This is a genomic window from candidate division WOR-3 bacterium (assembly GCA_039801905.1).
Lineage (GTDB): Bacteria > Hydrothermota > Tepidihabitantia > Tepidihabitantales > JBDRVQ01 > JBDRVQ01.
Window position 1 is genome coordinate 1 of the sequence record JBDRVQ010000002.1, and the last position, 17,019, is coordinate 17,019.

Consider the following 17,019-nt stretch of genomic DNA (forward strand, 5'->3'; position numbering starts at 1 on the left):
CCAAAGTCTATAAAACTATCTCTCTTTAAGCAGTAAGGTGAAGGTTCTGGTAAACCAGGAATAACATCAATCACCGGTTCCGAAGGAAACCTTGGCTGGAAAAAGTAATTATTGAAGATAACCCGATAGAAACTATCAAGCATTGATTCGGTCCAGATGCTAAATAGTTGCCACTCAAAAGGAATGGAAGGCGGTGCTGGTAAAAGGCTGGTATGAGGATAGAAGGAATTGGTTGGTGTTCGGCTTATGTTTACTGTCTCCGAAGGGATAGGCAGATTGGCGTAAACTTCCCAGTTATCCGGGAGAGATTCCTGATAGGCAACTACTTTCCCGGTTGACATCGTAGGATAATTTGATTCGCGTTGGGGGCTGAGACTCATATTGCGAGGTCTACGCCAGTCAGGAGTTCTTGGGGGTTGGATTATTCCTTTTCTTTGCCATATCTCGCCAATATCTTCTCCTTCCTCATTCGGTCCCCGCCAGACCACATAAACCCATTCCCCTTCTGCCTCAACAAAGGGATTAGATGCGGGCTCGGTTCGCAAAGATTCAGAAATGGGAATTTTTTCTGACCATTGCGGCACTCCGCCCTGCCTGATGAACCAAGGCGTTATCGGCTGGAGTGTTGTCTTATACCAGACCCTCCCTTCTTTACACCAGACGATGTGTAAAAAGTCCCCAGGTGTTACTGCGATGGAAAATTCCAATATACCGCCTGAGTCAATTATTACCGGCTCTGACCACCTTTCCCTAATTTTATATTGAAAATAGAGACTCCCTTTCTCAATACATGCCCGGTAGGAAATTCCCTCCATCCCTTTTATCTCTACCGGGCTCTGAACGAAAAAAAGAGAGAGGATAAGGAAAAAAACCATCATCTTAATAATAAGACCTTTCTCAAAATTGTCAAGGTCTCGGATTTGAGTTCTAAGAGATAGATACCATTAGGAAGGACGACTCTTAACTCCCGGCTTTCATCCGTTAGAAAGAAACTCCTCACTAATCCGCCAGATAAATTGTAGAGACGGTAGTTCCCCAATAACCATAATCATTATAAAATTCTAAACCTTGATAAAGTTGCCCAATACCATGGACCAAAAGGGCATTTTGGATTGCCATTTTCTCATAATTGTTGAGGTAGGAGAAAATCAGGTCATAACTTGACGCCAGACCTCTAACAAGAAAAGGGAGATATAGATTTGAGTAAGCAGTAGTGAAGCGGTTCGTCCACTGTTCCCAAGATGATATAGACCTAAGAGATACCCTTAAAGTTTCAAAAAGTTTGGTGTCTGAATTTAAAAGAGAGACAAGAGCAACCAATTCTAGCCGCTTTCCCAGTGCCATTTCATAAAAATGCCATATTCTATCACTTGTGCTATCAAAAGGGGGTTGAGGATATGGCCAATGGAATGTATATTCAGAAGAGGGCATCGTATCATCTTCAAAAATGCTTATTGATTCATTATCCCATCGGGAAGCCCATCCTTCTCTTCTTCTCCATAATGACCCAGCACTTATTCCTAAAGGGATTGTATCATTATCCCCTCTTTTTTCTCTTAGAGCAGGAATATCACGGGGTTTGAAATAGATCCCCGGATGGCTACCAGATGGTGGGGTTGTAATAATAAAATCGTCCCAAAATCCACTCCCTTTTGAACCCTCAACAATTCCGAAGCGAAAAGAATCGGGTTGTAGAGTATCGCTTATTGAGGTGAATGAAGTCTTTATAGAATCACCATTAATCCAAAGCAAAACGGTTCCCGTGGGAAGTTGATGAATTTGGAACTTATACCAGAAGTCTATACTTTCCCGTAAAGTAAGGGAACTGTCAATATTGAATTTGTCTTGAACGTAAAGTCGCCAGTATTTCTTTCCTATCGAATCAAAGGCGTAGGCGAGAGTTAAAACAATATGGGCAAGCGTATCCCCTTTCCTTGGTTCGTAGAGTCGGAGATTTCTAATTTCGGAATAAGATGTATCTATCCAAAAGTAGAATTCAACCAAATACTCATTAGATGAAAGAGTGGGAAATTCACGTTTTACATAAGCGAAGGAAGTTTCGTCATAAGCCGACATATAAAGACTAGTTTTACCATGAACGGAGTAAGCATATGGAATACGGGTCCATTCGGTTCGTAGCCCTATCGTCCCCCTTCCAGTCTTGCATTGTATCCATGATGGATTAATTCCACCGAAATTTTCCTCAAAGAAATCCCAGATAAGAATTTCTCCATTCGCGGCCAGTAGAAATCCGATAGATATTAAAAATAATAAACCTCTTAAAATTTTCATACATTCCTCCTTAATTTCCTAAATATAACCTCCGGGCTTTCCCGGACGACAAGTTTTCCGACCCGGTGCTGTTTAATAATCTCCTCTTCATCGCCACCTCATTGTGCCGTTATCCTTAATCCTGTCCAATTTTAATATTAATTATTATACCAATTTAATAATATAAGTCAATACCATTTTGGCGAGCAAGGTCTTGCCTTCGCGGTAATAAGTTAATCTAAAGTTCTTATAAATCTCGGGCTCTTATCTTTGACTGCCTAATGATTAGGCGGTCATTTAAACACCATTTACCTGCCAGATTAGGTTCCTGATTAAACTCCTGATTAGAAAAAGCATTAAATCTCCCTTTACTTATCTTATCATCACTTCCCTTACTCCCATCGTTAGATAAATCTCTCTTTATTACTTAACCGGTAGTGCTTCTTATTATAACGGTAAATTTCTTTAAGGCTTTTATACTTCCTATATAATAAATATTGAAATACACCTAAAAATCTAATATTAAATTTTTCACCTCCGGACCTACGAGGGCTGGATTTTCTATCGCCACTGGCAGCGTTCTCTTTCCATTGCCTGAAAGTCTTCCTTTTTTACCTTGGTTGGGTATTCGCCATTAAAGCAGGCGGTGCAGAATTTCCTATCTTTATCTTTTCCCCGCACCGCGGAGATTAAACCATCATAGGTCTGATAAATTAACCGGTCTGCTCCAATCATCTTTTGGATTCTCTCTACGGAAAATTTTCGGGCGATAAATTCGCCCCTTGTCATCATATCAATCCCGTAAACGCAGGGAAATCTTAAAGGGGGGCAGGTGATGGCTAAATAGATCTCTTTTGGCTCGCACCGCCTTAAAATACTAATTATCTCCTTAGATGTTGTCCCCCGGACAATAGAATCATCAACAACCAGAATCTTTTTGCCAACGATTTCGCTCTTTATTGGATTTAATTTTTGCCGGACCGATGCCCTTCTTAAATCCTGGGTCGGCATAATAAAAGTCCTTTGGATGTAGCGATTTTTAATTAAACCTTCTCTTAATTTCACCCCCAAAACTTCCGCCACGGTTGTCGCGGCTGCCCGGGCGGTATCAGGAACCGGAATGACCACATCCGGTTTTATCCCTTCCTTTAGGCACTCTTTCCCTAAGTATTCACCCAACCGCAGACGCGCCTCGTAAACCGAAATTCCATCCAGAACCGAATCCGGACGGGCAAAATAGACATATTCAAAAATGCAAGGAGAAAGACTCCCTTTTACTACCTCCTCTTGGAATATCTGGCGGTTGGTATCAATAAATATCACCTCACCCGGTTTCACATCTCTTTCCAATTTATAACCCAAGAGGTCAAGGCAAACGCTCTCCGAAGCAAAGATATAGGAATCTCCTTTCCTACCCAAGATTAGGGGTTTTATCCCCTTTGGATCCCGAAAAGCAAAAAGTCCTCTGCCAGCAATCAATCCGACACAGGAATAACTACCTTCCACTTTTCGGAAGACCTCCCTCACTCCCCGGGCAATTAAAGAAAAGATATTTTTCTGATTCTTCTTTTGTTGCCGGAGAAGGGCATCGGCAAAGATATTTAAGATTACCTCAACATCCGAATAGGAATTTAAAGACCAGAGCCTCTTTTCGGTTAATTCCTGCCGGAGGCGAAAGTAATTGGTAACATTCCCATTGTGCGCCATTGCGATACCATAGGGGTTGGTCACGAAAAAGGGTTGGGTATCCTCACTTCCCCCACCCCCAATCGTTGGGTACCGAACATGCCCAATTCCGATATTCCCCTGCAATCGCCTCAGGTTTTTTTCCTTAAAAACATCTAAAACTAAACCAACCCCCTTTTTGAGGTGGAACATTCCATTATGGGTAATAATACCTGCCCCATCCTGCCCCCGATGTTGGAGGGATAAAAGACCTTCGTAAATCTCTTGAACCACATTCCCTTTTCCTAAAATTCCTACGACGCCGCACATAATAACTTTTGCTTAAATTTTGGGATAGAGATTAAGGGCGAGCGCCCATTTTTTCAGTGCCTCAATCCGTTTATTTTTATCGGAGGGCAAATTAAAGGGTCTTCTCCCCCGGCAGTCAACAATTATCCCACAGACGCCCCCTTCCATCTCCGTCTCTATCTTCTTCCCCTTTCCCGGACCCAAATCAAACCCTTTCTCCGGAATAATCTCCATTTTTACTCTTTCATTCAAACCGAGCGGAATTAAGATTATCTCACCAAAATTTACTATCCGGGTCTCAATCCTCCCTTCGGGTTGGAAAATTTTTAGGGTGAGGCATTTCTGCCCTTCTTTTCCTTCGCCGAGGGGAGCGATACAGGTGCCTAATTTAATTAGGCAATCCCTTTCAAAGACATCCCGGGCTGCTTTCTCGTGTACTGTGGAAAGGACACCCAGATGGGGCATCATAAAGATGCTATCCACTGCCAATTTCGTGATTCCCTCTGGTAGGAAGGCGTCAATCATCATTAAAGCCGATTGGATCCGCCTCGGGGCATGAGAGAGAATTCCACCGGAACCGACAATTAAATTTAAGGAGAGTAAATTGACTAAGGTTTCACCCGTGAGGGTCTGGGCAAAGGCATCGGAGATTGTTCTTGCCTGCTGAACCCCTTTCAAACCTACCGCCATTGTTTTATGCTGTTCTAAGGCAAGACGCAAAGCCTCACGCGCTAATGCCTGCTCAATCATTAAATCTTCTAAGGATTGGGGGATGGTCGTTGGTCTAATCATCTTATTCCGGATCCGATTCCTTAAATCCTTCTCGCTAATCTCAAAAGGCACCCAACGCATAATATTTTCCACACCTGCTTCCACTAAAACATTAGAGATACTATAAGACATTCCCAAATTGGCACTCACCGTTCGGTTGAAAACCAATGGTTCCCCTTCTGCCTGATGGTCACGAAACACGGAAAAGACATCGGTCGTTGCCCCACCAATATCCACACCCAAAATTTCAATATTTTCACTCCGGCCAATCTTCTCAATCAAAAGACCAACCGCCCCCGGCGTAGGCATAATTGGCGCATCGGTCCAGGATTGGAGTTTTTTATAACCCGGGGCATGAGCCATCACATGTTCCATATACAAATCGTGGATGCGGTTTCGGGCGGGCTGGAGGTTCTCCCTTTCTAAAACCGGTCTTATATTCTCCACAACCACCAGAGCGGTCTTATCCTTTAAGATCTTAATAATATGCTCCCGGGCATTGACATTTCCGGCATAAATCACGGGCAACTCATAACCGGTTCCGAAACGGGGACGAGGATCAGATGCCCGGATCAATTCCGCCAGTTCCACAACATGGGAGATGGTGCCGCCATCAACACCGCCGGAAAGGAGAATCATATCCGGTCTCAGATGCCTTATTCTTTCAATCTTCTCGTGGGGTAGCCGCCCATCATTAGAGGCGATCACATCCATCACAATCGCTCCGGCACCTAATGCCGCCCTTTGGGCACTTTCCGCGGTCATGGTTAAGACCACTCCTGCCACCATCATCTGTAAACCGCCACCCGCCGAAGAGGTTGAGACATAGATATCAATTCCTTCCTTCTCATTCTTATAAGGCTTAATCAAATTCTCACCGTCTAAAATCTTGACGCCGCTCAATTCCTCCACTTCCCGCGTGGCATTGAGCACGCCCTTGGTCACATCTTCAAAAGGCGCCTCAACGGTTGTCGGCGCTTCTCCCCGTACAACCAGCCGATACTCTTCGCCCCGCTTCTCAATTAAAATGGCTTTGGTGGTTGTTGAGCCACAATCCGTGGCTAAAATCCTTTTCAGATCTTCTTTAACCATTTTTCCCTACCTTCTCCCTTTGATTTTCCTCTTCTTCAATACTCTGAATTAACTTCTCTAAGTTATTTCTATCCTCTAATATCTTAACGAACTCTTCATAAGAATTCAAGGGTAGAAGGGAAGTGACTATCGGTTGAAAAAAGACTAAAACCTGGGAGCCGATAAACGATAAGGGTTTTGCCGATTCTAAAAGGACAATGGCGATAGGTGTCAGACGCAATTCCACAACCCTTTTCGCTACCTTAGTGATTAATTCCTCAGTAGTCATTTTTGGTAGCGCAATATCAAATCCCTTGCCGCTTTTGCCTCGTCCAATCTCTTCACCGGTGTCTGATGGGGTGCCTTCTGCAAAATCTCAGGGTTGGTCTTTGCTTCCTCGGCAATCTGAATCATCCTCTTGATAAATTCATCCAAGACTTCCTTAGATTCGGTTTCTGTCGGTTCAATCATCAGAGCCTCGTGGACAATCAAAGGAAAATACATTGTTGGGGCATGTAAGCCAAAATCTAATAGGCGTTTTGCCACATCCAATGCCCTTACTCCGTATTTCTTTAAGTTTTCTGCAGAAAAGACACATTCGTGCATCGTTGGTGTTTTATAGGGTAAATGATAATAGCCTTCCAAAGACTTCCGGATATAGTTGGCATTCAAGACCGCAGATTCCGCACAATCCCTTAAACCATCAGGACCGAGCATCCGGATATAAGTGAAGGCTTTAACGAGAACCAAGAAATTACCATAAAATGCTTGGATTTTCCCAATACTCTTTCCCTTTTCCCAATCAAATCTAAACTTCTCCCCTTCTCTTATCAATCTGGGGATTGGTAGATACGGTTCCAAAAACTTTTTGGCGCAGACTGGACCAGCTCCTGGACCACCACCGCCGTGAGGGGTGGAAAAGGTCTTATGGAGGTTGAGATGGACCAGGTCAAATCCGGCATCACCCGGTCGGTGATAACCCAAATAGGCGTTAAGATTGGCTCCGTCTAAATATAAAAGGGTGCCGTAGGAATGGCAAATCTCGGCAATCTCTAATATCCTCTCCTCAAAGATTCCTAAGGTATTGGGATTGGTCACCATCAAACAGGCGCAATCTTCACCAATCCTCTCTCTCAGTTTCGTTAAGGAAATCTGCCCGGTTTCATCAGAAGGAATAACTTCTACCCGATGGCCCGACATCGTGACACTTGCCGGATTGGTCCCGTGGGCGGAGTCCGGAATTAAAATCCGTTCCCTTTTCTCCCCTCTATCCTTAAAGTATTTCCGGACAATTAAAAGGGAAGTGAACTCACCATGGGCACCCGCCGCCGGTTGCAGGGTAATCGCATCCATTCCCACAATGGTCAGAAGGAGTTTGCCCAATTCGCTCATTAAAAATAGATTTCCCTGAACCGTCTCTTCCTCTTGCCAGGGGTGGGTATTGGTAAAAGATGGAAAAGAGGCGATGGTCTCGTTCACCTTGGGATTATACTTCATCGTACAGGAACCGAGGGGATAAAATCCCTTATCCACATGGTGATTAAGGGTGGAAAGGTTGACAAAATGCCTCACCACTTCTACTTCGCTCACCTCGGGGAGGGGTAAATTTTCTCTCAGATATTCTTTTGGTATAAAATCTGTCAGTTCCTTTTCTGGCAAATCCAGGGGTGGGAGATAATAGCCCCTCTTCCCCGGCGTAGAATGTTCAAAGATTGTCTTCATAGTCTCTTATAGGCTTTAAGGAAATTACTAATTGAACGGTCGTAAGTTTTTTCTAAGTCCGGAGGGAAGAAGCAACCGGGGAGTTCTCCATTTTTCCGATGGTATAAAATACATTCGCAGCATCTACCCTTTTTAGAGCAAGGCTCATAAGTGCAGGTGCAATTTTTTAAGTTTTTATTGAGATTACATTCCATAACGAGCTCCTATTTCCTTTAAAGCGGAAACGAAGAAATCCAACTCCTCTTTTGTCCTTTTTTCCGTAACCGCAACCAACAGAAGGTCTTCCCAATCCTCATTAAATCTTCCCAGATGGACACCTCCGAAAATCTTTTTCTCCCTTAAATCTTTAAGAATTTTGGGCCAGATTCCTTTTTTCCCTTTCAGGACAAATTCTTTGAAAAAGGGAAGGGGAAATGCCCGGCGGAAATTGGTCTCTTCTTCAATCCTTTCTAAGAGATAATGGGCTTTATGGAGACATTGACTCGCCACCTCTCTTAAACCCCTTTTCCCCAAAAGGGAGAGATAGATGGTCGCGGCTAAGGCGCAGAGCGCAGAATTGGTGCAGATATTGGAAGTTGCCCTTTCTCTCTTTATGTGTTGTTCTCTCGTCTGTAAGGTTAAGACATAACCCGGGTTGCCATCTCGGTCAATTGTCTTCCCAACCAACCTGCCAGGCATAAAACGAATGAACTCCTTCTTCGTGGTAAAAAGGCCGAGGTAAGGACCACCAAAAGAGGGAGGGATTCCTAAGGATTGCCCTTCCCCAACCGCAATGTCTGCTCCGTAATCACCCGGTGGTAAAATGATACCTAAAGAGATTGGGTCGCAAGAAAGAAGGAAGAGACAATCGTTTTTATGAATAATTGTTGCCATTTCTTTTACCGGTTCTAAAATGCCGAAGAAATTGGGATTTTGGACGACCACCGCCGAGAAGGAAGGGTCAACTATTTTCTCCAAAATATCTAACTCAATCCGGCCCTTGGGAGTTGGTAAATAAACTGGTTCAATTTCGGTTCCTTCTAAGTAGGTCTCAATCACCATTTTATAAAGGGGATTGAGGGAATCAGCCAAAAGAATCTTCTTTTTCTTCTTAATCGCCACCGCCATCAGACAACCTTCGGCTAAGGCACTCGCCCCATCGTACATTGAGGCATTGGCAATCTCCATATTGAAAAGTTCACAAATTAAAGATTGGAACTCAAAGATAGTTTGTAAAGTCCCCTGAGAGACTTCCGCCTGGTATGGGGTGTAGGCGGTATAATACTCGCTCCGCTGTAAGATATGGGGGATGACTGCGGGGATGATGTGGTCATAGACCCCACCGCCTAAAAAGTTAATGAACTCATCAGTTGTCTCATTCTTCTCGCCAATCGCTTTTACCAATTTTCTCACCTCAAACTCGGAAAGAGACGGAGGGAGAGGGAGGTCCCCTTTCAATAAAATTTTCTCTGGGATTTGGGAAAAGAGTTCAGAAAGAGAGGAGACGCCAATCCGGGCAAGCATCTCTCTCTTCTCCTCTTCGGTATGGGGGGTATATTTCATACTTCTCCAATGTGCTTCTTATAATCTTCGGCTTTGAGAAGATTTTTCAATTCTTCTTTATTCTTAATTCTAATTTTAATAATCCAACCTCTACCATAAGGCTCCTGATTAATAATTCCGGGGTCATTTTTTATTAAATCATTCACTTGGATTATTTCTCCGGAAACGGGTAGATACAAATCAGAAACCGTCTTCACCGCTTCAATTGTCCCAAACCTCTCCCCTTGGTTTAACTCTTTTCCCATCTCCGTAATGTCCACATAAACGATATCGGAAAGTTCTTTCTGGGCAAAGTCAGTAATCCCGCAAAGGGCGGTGTTATCCTCTATTTTCACCCATTCGTGGGTTTTGGTATAAAATAAATCATCAGGGACCAAACTCATAATTCCTCCCAATTATCCTCTTTTTAGGCTACCCATTTTATAAAAAGGTGTCTTAACAACTACCCCTTTTAATTCCTCTCCCCGAGGGGAAAGGAAGAAGAGGGGGGTACCAATTTCCGAGTACTCTATTGCCACATAGCCCAAACCAATCGGTTTCTTCAAAGATGGGGAAAAACTGCCACTGGTAACAAAACCAATCTCCTCTCTCTTTTCGTTCAGAATCTTAAAATGCTCTCGGGCAACCCTCTCTCCTGCCACTTCAAAGCCGACTAACTTTCTCTTCAAGCCTCCTTTCTTTATTCCTTCTAAGGCAGGCTTACCGATAAAATCTCCCTTATTCAATTTGACAACAAATCCGAGACCCGCAGAAAGAGGATCGGTCTCCGCGGTGATATCATTGCCGTAGAGGCAATATCTCATCTCCAACCTTAAAGTATTTCGGGCGCCTAAACCACAAGGGACTAAATTAAATTCTTTGCCCGCATTAAAGAGTGCCGGCCAAATCTTTGGTGCCTCGTCCTTGGAAAAATATAACTCAAAACCATCTTCCCCGGTATAACCGGTGCGTGAGACCAAACATTCTACCTCTGCGACCTTTACCCTCTTTGCCCAATAGAATTTTATTTCCGAGAGTGAAGAGTTGGTTATTTTACCTAAAATCTCTTCTGCCTTTGGGCCTTGGAGGGCAAGTTGGGCAATCTCAAAAGTTCGGTCAATAATTTCTACTTCCCCAGAGAGATTCTTTTTTAACCAATTTATATCCTTTTCCCGATTTGAGGCATTAACTACTAATAAGAAATGGTCTTCTAAATTATAAACCACTAAGTCATCAACAATCCCGCCGCTCTCATAACAGAAGACCGAATATTGCGCCTGGTAGGGCTTTAACTCCTTTACCGCATTGGTCGTGACAAAGTCAACAAAATTTATAGCATCCTTTCCCCTAATCTCTACCCTTCCCATATGGGAGACATCAAAGAGACCACAAGAGTTCCTTACCGCCAGATGTTCGGGAATTATCCCTTGATAATATAAAGGCATCTCAAACCCAAAAAAATCAATCATCTTCCCCTGCCATTGGCAGTGGAAATCATAAAAAGGAGTTCTCATCTTTAATTTTTAATAATAATAAAATATTAGAGATAGTCAAGGATTTTTATTGGCAATAGGAGAGAAATGGGTTTTAACCCCTTCCTCAATTATTCGCTTAAAGGGATATTGAGTTCAGATATACTTCTTTTTCTATAAGAGGCGAGTAAGATTCTCATTTATCTTTGGTGGATGGGTTTTATATTCCCTTTCGGTCCTTGGCAAGCTGGGGAGAGGTATTTCCGGAGGCAATTTCCCACATAATTTGAATATATCTCCAGTATCCAGATTAGGCTCCCATTTTTACTTAGGATTAAAGCCTTAGTTAAACACAGGATTAAACTCTTTATTATCCCTTCTATTAAACTCTGAATTAGACTTCCAATTATGCCCTCTTTTAGAGTATCTATTAAATCCTCAATTAAACCCTTTATTAAATCTCCGATTAAGTCTAAAATTATACCTTTTCTTAGACCTTATATTATGCCTTTCATTAAATCCCTGATACCATCCCCTGTATGCTACACCCCTTTTTATAAAAATAAACCCCTCCTGTTTGATAAAGTTCCTATTATTTAATGACATTTTAAGTTAACTATTAATTACCCGATAATACCTCCTTAATCTCTCTTCTGATATAAGGGTTGGGATTAGAACCCAATAACTTACCTTAATAACTTCTTTTAACTTCTTCATAGCCCTCTATAATAAATACGGAAATACCCCCCAATTTCTGACACTAAATTTCCCCCCTTTTTTATAAGTCTTTGATTTATAATAACTTATTTACTTTAATGGAACTTAAAAAAATAATGTACTGCTTAGAGAGATTGTGAGAAATGTCCGGATTAATCGGCCTCATACATTTTTGAGTATTCTTAGAGATAAACCCCTAAAGTGGTAATAATCACTGTTTAACGCTTGCAGGAACATTTTGACAAAAAGTTAATGGTTTATATAATTTATATAATACGGAATGAGAATTAGAGAATTTGACGGCAAAAATAGGGTATGATAGCCAAATCTTCTATTTTTTTCCTCCTTTCTTTTCTTTTCTTTTTGGTCAAACGCTTCCCAAAACCCAACACTGGTGGGAAGCAGAGAGGCACCGAAAGGAAGTAGAAGAAAGACAACCTTCGTCTATAATCAAACCGAGTCCATTGCGACTAAGGAAATTACCATCAATCACGCGGGAAATTTATGGCTATAACCCATACTGGGTTGATGAACGCTGGTTTCACTACGATTTATTAACTCGCATCGGTCTATTTGATGTGACTCTGGAACCAGATGGTTCAATCACCAATGCCCATAACTTTCCCGGTCGTTGGGCAAGAGTGATTGACCGGGCGCACCGCAATGGTGTGAAGTGCGAAATGGTGGCAACCTGTTTTGGCTGGTGGAATATTCACCAAGCAATCCGGGCTCCAGCCGCCATTCCTAATTTAGTAGCGTTGGCGGAATCGTCCGGAGTAGACGGAATTAATATTGATTTTGAAGATATTTTAAGTTCGGACCGCGATACAGTAGTCCTTTTTATGCAAAGGCTATCCGCCGCGTGCTGGGCTTCTGGCCTGGAATTGACGATGGCAACGATGCCCTTAGATTTCGCCAACGCCTATGATTTCCGGGCGCTTGCCGAAACCACCGATGGTCTTTTTATTATGGGCTACAACTTCCACTGGCAAAGTTGTCCAGAGGCAGGACCAGTTGCCCCGCTCTTTGGCTGGGAATATTACGGAAATTTGCAAATGACCCTAAATGAATACCTGAACGAAATTGGCAACGGAAGAAAACTTTATTTAGGGGTGCCTTACTATGGTTTTCAGTGGCCAACCTTAGCGGAGACCACCCATTCTCGAACTTCTGGTCCGGGTGAGGTAATTTACTACGCAGAGGCGTCAAACCGGGCAAGAGAATATGGTTACCTCTGGGATGAGGAATCCCAGACACCTTGGTACCGATTTCACAGCGGGGTCTGGAATCAGGGTTGGTTTGACGATGATTCCAGTCTCTTTCTTAAATACCAAGAAGTCCACGAACACGATCTCTTAGGCGCCGGTATTTGGGCGCTCGGCTATGATGGTCCTCGTCGAGAACTTTGGGCAACGCTGCGCGAGAGCTTTAACCGACCGCAGGAAGATTTCACTAACGGTGATTGTGAAATTTGGCAACTTGATACATCGGCAGTACCCAGCGATACCAGTCCGAATCCTTTAGGCTGGTATGAGGGGCGTAAAGCCCAATACCGACGCGAGACAGAAATCGTGCGAACCGGGAGCGCAAGCATTCGTCACATCCCGGATTCTCTCGGTTATCCTTGGCCGGTCACTTCCAGACTATTTCAGGATGTATTGGTGACACCCGGTCTTTTCTATGAGTTCTCCGGCTGGTCTTATAAGAATGACCACCGGGGTAACCGGACTTATCTTCTTCTCCAGTGGTTTGACTCCACCCATAGGGTAATTGGCAGTGTCTCTTCCCAAGTGCTCAGTACCGACAGCGCTTCTTGGCGCTTTTTGACCACCGGCCGGGTTATTGCTCCTTCCCATTCCCAATTCGCCCGCCTCTCCCCTTTAATTGAAGGCTGGGGCGGTGCGGACTTTTGGGACGACTTAGACTTCAGTCCGGGTAATAAGATTGAAGAAACAACCAGTCTTGATACCTGGGTTTTAAATCTCCCCACAGTTGTTCACCACAATTTAAGAATGCCCCTAATTAAAAGTAATTACCGAGTAGAACTTTTAAGCGCCACCGGTCAAAAGGTGATGGATTTGTCACCTGGTGGCAACAATATTTCCTTCCTACCAGCAGGCATCTATTTTATAAAAATCAATCCCGGAAACATCGCCAAAAAAATAATTTTAGCAGAATAGTTTGATAAATGCCTTCTCGCTTTATTGACTTTTATTAATACCTTAATATATTATTAAGTATGGGCTCATATTATTCTTCCCCACGCCATTACCTCTTTGCCCCGATCCTTGGAGTTTTTATTCTCCTCTTCTCCCTCCTCGGCTTCGGACGAAGTGAAGGAGAGAGGGAGGCAATGTTTTATAAAAAGTTGGAAGGGAATAAAGTTGTCTGCGAACTCTGCCCCCGCTACTGCTTAATTGAACCGCATAAAAGGGGGTTCTGCCGGAACCGGGAAAACAGGAACGGTAGACTCTATTCCATCGTCTATGCTTATCCCTGCTCTGTCAATCGGGAGCCAATTGAGAAGGCACCATTTTTTCACTTTCTCCCCGGAGAACTCCGTCTCACCCTGGCAACCGTCTCCTGCAATCAACGTTGTAAATACTGTCAGAATTGGGAGATCTCCCAACGTAGTTTAGAAGAAGTACCCAGTTTCTATCTCCCTCCCGAAGAGGTGGTGAAGACCGCCAAGAAGTGGGGGGTGAAGATAATCTGCTTCACTTATACCGAACCAATCGTCTTTTATGAATATATGTATGATATCGCCAAGTTGGCAAGAAAGGAAGGGATAAAATCAGTTGTGGTCACCGGGGGCTATATTAACGAAATCCCTCTGAGGGAATTGTGTAAGGTGGTTGATGGAATAAAGGTTGATCTGAAGGGTTTTAACGAAGATTTTTACGAAAAGACCTGCTCCTCAACCCTCCAACCAGTCCTGGATGCCTTAAAGATAATTAGAGAGGAAGGAGTCTGGTTGGAAATTGTCAATCTGGTGGTACCTTCTCTCAATGATGACTTAAAAGAGATAAAGAAGATGTGCCAGTGGATAAAGGAAAACTTGGGAGAAGATGTTCCTTTACATTTTACCCGCTTCTTCCCCAATTATAAGTTACAGCAACTACCGCCGACCCCAATCAAGACCTTAGAAGCCGCGCACCAGGTGGCCAGGGAATGTGGTTTGAAGTATGTCTATCTGGGAAACTGCCCGGGGCATAAGTTTGAGAATACCTATTGTCCGAAGTGCGGTACTCTTTTGATCAAGAGGGTCGGTATCACAATGACCGAAAACCACCTGAAAGATGGGAAATGTCCAAAATGCGGGGAGAAGATTCCGGGGATTTTTACTTTGATCCAAAAGAATATGACCTCTGCGGCAAGAAGAAAAAATGAAGAGTAAGGTTTATTTTCTGCCGTTAGATAGCGGTAAAGACCTGAACGCTAATCGGGCGAAATATGTCTCATTTCTCAATTTTGTCTTTAATGAGACAAATTTTTTCTCTTCTATTCCCTCCCACAAAAAAATTGGGATAAAAGTTCATTTCGGAGAGGAGGGGAGAGAAAATTACCTAAATCCGGAATACGTTCGGGAAGTTGTTCTCCTTTGCGGCGGTTCCGGCCTCCAGCCCTATCTCTTAGAGACCGCCACCCTCTATCGGGGAAAGCGGCAGGAAGAGAAGAGCCATTTTGAATTAGCGCAGCAACACGGTTTTACCCTGCAGAAGGTTTTAGCCCCTATCATCTTTGTTGACGGGAAGCGGGGGGAGTTTTATTCCGAAATCAACGGTAAAAAAATTGGCCGCCGCTTGAAGGGGTTTAAATTCTTAATTAACCTCGCCCACTTTAAGGGACATATGGTTACCGGTTTTGGGGGGGCATTAAAGAATATCGGAATGGGTTTGGCGGCAAAAGGTGGGAAATTAGATATGCATTCGGTCTCTATCCCCTACATTGATGAAAGTAAATGTTCCTTTTGCGGCACCTGTGCGGAATATTGTCCCAACGAGGCAATCATCTTTCGCCAGGGTCGCTATCTCATAAATAACAAATGCGTGGGGTGTAGCGGCTGTCTCACCATTTGCCCCAATTATGCAATTCAGATTAAATGGGATTCCAGTTCTGAAGAGTTACAAAAAAAAGTTGCCGAATATGCCCATTCCATCTTAAAAGACCGGTTCTGCCTCCACTTCAACTTTTTAATTGACATCACCCCTAATTGTGATTGCTTTCCGAAAACCGAAGAGCCCATTGTTAAAGACATTGGGATTCTCGCTTCCTTTGACCCAGTCGCCTTAGATCAGGCGGGCTACGATATGGTTAAGGATAACATTAAAGCCATCTATCCCCAAATTAATCCGGAGATTGTCTTAAAGGTGGGAGAGGAGTTAGGGATTGGTTCTCGGGAATACGAACTCTGCCCTTATGAAATTTAATATCTCCTTACCTATTTTTTCTGGCCCGATTGAACTCTTGCTTTATCTCATAAGAAAGGAGGAGGTCTCCATCTTTGAGATTCCCATCGCCACCGTCACCAACCAATTTTTAGAGTTTATCCGGGGACTTTCGGAATTAAAAGACCAACCCTTCTATTCGGATCTCTCCGATTTCCTCTTAATGGCGACGGTTTTAATCCGGATTAAATTGCGCAAACTTATCCCTACCTCTGAGGAAAAAAGCGAGGAGGTGACCGTTTCCATTTTTGAAATCTACGAAGAGTTTGAGAGGTATAAGAAATTGGCTTCCCTCTTATCTTCCTTAGAAGAAGAACGTTCCGCTCTCTTTACCCGTCCCAAAACAATTCCGACCGAAGAAGAGGAGTTGGATATCGTTGATTTGATGAAGATCTTCTACCATTTACAGAAGAAGGGGAAAGAGAAACTATTTATTGAAAAACCACCTTTCCGCTTGGAAGAGCGAATCGCCTTAGTTCGGGAGAAGATTGAAAAGATGCAAGCGGTGGGCAATGGAAAAGGAGAGAAGGAATTTCTCACCTTTTTTGGTCTTCTAAAAGAGGCGAAGGATATTAAAGACATTGTCATCATCTTTTTTGCCCTGTTAGAATTGGCATTTTTGGGGGAAGTGAAATTAATCCAGGAAAAAGATTTTGGTGATATCCTGGTCATCCCCCTTAAGAAAAAAGGTAAGGAAGGAAGAAATGAGAATTGAAAGGACCGGTTTTGGCTGGATAATCGTTGACGGTGTCAAATACACCTCGGACATTATCATCACCACCAACGGTGAGATAAGAAATCGCTATGAAGATTTTTCTGGCTCCAGCCATTCCCTCTCCGAAAAAGAATTAGAAAAATTGCTGATCGGCAACCCAGAGGTGGTAATTATCGGGACGGGACAAAATGGTTGTCTCTCCCTATCTCCTGAGATAAAAGACTATTTAAAAAAGAAAGATGTGGAATTTATCTCCCTTCTCACTCCAGAGGCGATAAGAGCCTTTAATCAAGAAAAGCGGAAAAAGTCCGCCCTCTTCCATCTCACCTGCTAAAAT

At 43.3% G+C, this 17,019-nt stretch carries 16 protein-coding genes; 5 read left to right on the top strand and 11 right to left on the bottom strand.

Features of this window, described 5'->3' with window-relative positions:
• The 11 genes from ABIL00_00550 to gcvT form a co-directional block, all read right to left on the bottom strand.
• Positions 1 to 878, bottom strand: an 878-nt coding sequence (locus ABIL00_00550) for a hypothetical protein (GenBank protein ID MEO0109254.1), incomplete at its 3' end; no start/stop codon positions are given.
• Positions 875 to 1,000 carry a hypothetical protein gene (locus ABIL00_00555; protein MEO0109255.1) on the bottom strand — a complete coding sequence of 42 codons (126 nt, stop codon included), beginning with the start codon at positions 998 to 1,000 and terminating at the stop codon, positions 875 to 877. The genes ABIL00_00555 and ABIL00_00550, both read right to left, overlap by 4 nt.
• Positions 1,000 to 2,292, bottom strand: coding sequence for a hypothetical protein (locus ABIL00_00560; protein MEO0109256.1), 1,293 nt, complete (start codon positions 2,290 to 2,292; stop codon positions 1,000 to 1,002). Before ABIL00_00560 ends, ABIL00_00555 begins: the two co-directional genes overlap by 1 nt.
• A 540-nt stretch (positions 2,293 to 2,832) precedes the next feature.
• Positions 2,833 to 4,266, bottom strand: a complete 1,434-nt coding sequence (purF, locus tag ABIL00_00565) for an amidophosphoribosyltransferase (GenBank protein MEO0109257.1) — start codon at positions 4,264 to 4,266, stop codon at positions 2,833 to 2,835.
• A gap of 12 nt (positions 4,267 to 4,278) precedes the next feature.
• On the bottom strand, positions 4,279 to 6,108 hold the full coding sequence (locus ABIL00_00570; protein MEO0109258.1) for a glutamate mutase L: 1,830 nt from the start codon (positions 6,106 to 6,108) through the stop codon (positions 4,279 to 4,281).
• Positions 6,101 to 6,376, bottom strand: a complete 276-nt coding sequence (locus ABIL00_00575; protein ID MEO0109259.1) for a hypothetical protein — start codon at positions 6,374 to 6,376, stop codon at positions 6,101 to 6,103. The genes ABIL00_00570 and ABIL00_00575 overlap by 8 nt, the downstream gene beginning before the upstream one ends.
• Positions 6,373 to 7,809: an aminomethyl-transferring glycine dehydrogenase subunit GcvPB gene (gene gcvPB, locus ABIL00_00580; GenBank protein ID MEO0109260.1), complete on the bottom strand. Its 1,437-nt coding sequence runs from the start codon at positions 7,807 to 7,809 to the stop codon at positions 6,373 to 6,375. Before gcvPB ends, ABIL00_00575 begins: the two co-directional genes overlap by 4 nt.
• The gene (locus ABIL00_00585; protein ID MEO0109261.1) at positions 7,806 to 8,003 is read right to left on the bottom strand and encodes a DUF6485 family protein; all 198 of its coding nucleotides are present in this window, start codon (positions 8,001 to 8,003) and stop codon (positions 7,806 to 7,808) included. Before ABIL00_00585 ends, gcvPB begins: the two co-directional genes overlap by 4 nt.
• Positions 7,993 to 9,351: an aminomethyl-transferring glycine dehydrogenase subunit GcvPA gene (gene gcvPA, locus ABIL00_00590; GenBank protein MEO0109262.1), complete on the bottom strand. Its 1,359-nt coding sequence runs from the start codon at positions 9,349 to 9,351 to the stop codon at positions 7,993 to 7,995. The genes ABIL00_00585 and gcvPA overlap by 11 nt, the downstream gene beginning before the upstream one ends.
• Entirely contained in the window at positions 9,348 to 9,734 is a 387-nt protein-coding gene (gene gcvH, locus ABIL00_00595) for a glycine cleavage system protein GcvH (protein MEO0109263.1), read from the bottom strand. Before gcvH ends, gcvPA begins: the two co-directional genes overlap by 4 nt.
• 12 nt (positions 9,735 to 9,746) lie before the next feature.
• Entirely contained in the window at positions 9,747 to 10,844 is a 1,098-nt protein-coding gene (gene gcvT, locus ABIL00_00600; GenBank protein ID MEO0109264.1) for a glycine cleavage system aminomethyltransferase GcvT, read from the bottom strand.
• Positions 10,845 to 11,983: 1,139 nt separating this feature from the next.
• Between gcvT and ABIL00_00605 the strand changes: the two genes are divergently transcribed.
• Genes ABIL00_00605 through ABIL00_00625 form a run of 5 tightly spaced genes read left to right on the top strand, consistent with a single transcriptional unit; the run spans position 11,984 to position 17,016 of the window.
• Positions 11,984 to 13,699 carry a glycosyl hydrolase family 18 protein gene (locus ABIL00_00605; protein MEO0109265.1) on the top strand — a complete coding sequence of 572 codons (1,716 nt, stop codon included), beginning with the start codon at positions 11,984 to 11,986 and terminating at the stop codon, positions 13,697 to 13,699.
• 59 nt (positions 13,700 to 13,758) lie between these two features.
• Complete coding sequence (amrS, locus tag ABIL00_00610) at positions 13,759 to 14,916, top strand: AmmeMemoRadiSam system radical SAM enzyme (protein MEO0109266.1); 1,158 nt, start codon at positions 13,759 to 13,761, stop codon at positions 14,914 to 14,916.
• Positions 14,906 to 15,949, top strand: coding sequence for a DUF362 domain-containing protein (locus tag ABIL00_00615; GenBank protein ID MEO0109267.1), 1,044 nt, complete (start codon positions 14,906 to 14,908; stop codon positions 15,947 to 15,949). The genes amrS and ABIL00_00615 overlap by 11 nt, the downstream gene beginning before the upstream one ends.
• On the top strand, positions 15,939 to 16,682 hold the full coding sequence (locus ABIL00_00620; GenBank protein MEO0109268.1) for a segregation/condensation protein A: 744 nt from the start codon (positions 15,939 to 15,941) through the stop codon (positions 16,680 to 16,682). The genes ABIL00_00615 and ABIL00_00620 overlap by 11 nt, the downstream gene beginning before the upstream one ends.
• The gene (locus ABIL00_00625; protein MEO0109269.1) at positions 16,672 to 17,016 is read left to right on the top strand and encodes an MTH938/NDUFAF3 family protein; all 345 of its coding nucleotides are present in this window, start codon (positions 16,672 to 16,674) and stop codon (positions 17,014 to 17,016) included. Before ABIL00_00620 ends, ABIL00_00625 begins: the two co-directional genes overlap by 11 nt.
• Positions 17,017 to 17,019: the final 3 nt, after the last annotated feature.

Coding starts and splice junctions, on each gene's coding strand:
- ABIL00_00560 (MEO0109256.1), bottom strand. CDS start 2,292: ATGAAAATTTTAAGAGGTTTATTATTTTTAATATCTATCGGATTTCTA.
- purF (MEO0109257.1), bottom strand. CDS start 4,266: ATGTGCGGCGTCGTAGGAATTTTAGGAAAAGGGAATGTGGTTCAAGAG.
- ABIL00_00570 (MEO0109258.1), bottom strand. CDS start 6,108: ATGGTTAAAGAAGATCTGAAAAGGATTTTAGCCACGGATTGTGGCTCA.
- ABIL00_00575 (MEO0109259.1), bottom strand. CDS start 6,376: ATGACTACTGAGGAATTAATCACTAAGGTAGCGAAAAGGGTTGTGGAA.
- gcvPB (MEO0109260.1), bottom strand. CDS start 7,809: ATGAAGACAATCTTTGAACATTCTACGCCGGGGAAGAGGGGCTATTAT.
- ABIL00_00585 (MEO0109261.1), bottom strand. CDS start 8,003: ATGGAATGTAATCTCAATAAAAACTTAAAAAATTGCACCTGCACTTAT.
- gcvPA (MEO0109262.1), bottom strand. CDS start 9,351: ATGAAATATACCCCCCATACCGAAGAGGAGAAGAGAGAGATGCTTGCC.
- gcvH (MEO0109263.1), bottom strand. CDS start 9,734: ATGAGTTTGGTCCCTGATGATTTATTTTATACCAAAACCCACGAATGG.
- gcvT (MEO0109264.1), bottom strand. CDS start 10,844: ATGAGAACTCCTTTTTATGATTTCCACTGCCAATGGCAGGGGAAGATG.
- amrS (MEO0109266.1), top strand. CDS start 13,759: ATGGGCTCATATTATTCTTCCCCACGCCATTACCTCTTTGCCCCGATC.
- ABIL00_00615 (MEO0109267.1), top strand. CDS start 14,906: ATGAAGAGTAAGGTTTATTTTCTGCCGTTAGATAGCGGTAAAGACCTG.
- ABIL00_00620 (MEO0109268.1), top strand. CDS start 15,939: ATGAAATTTAATATCTCCTTACCTATTTTTTCTGGCCCGATTGAACTC.
- ABIL00_00625 (MEO0109269.1), top strand. CDS start 16,672: ATGAGAATTGAAAGGACCGGTTTTGGCTGGATAATCGTTGACGGTGTC.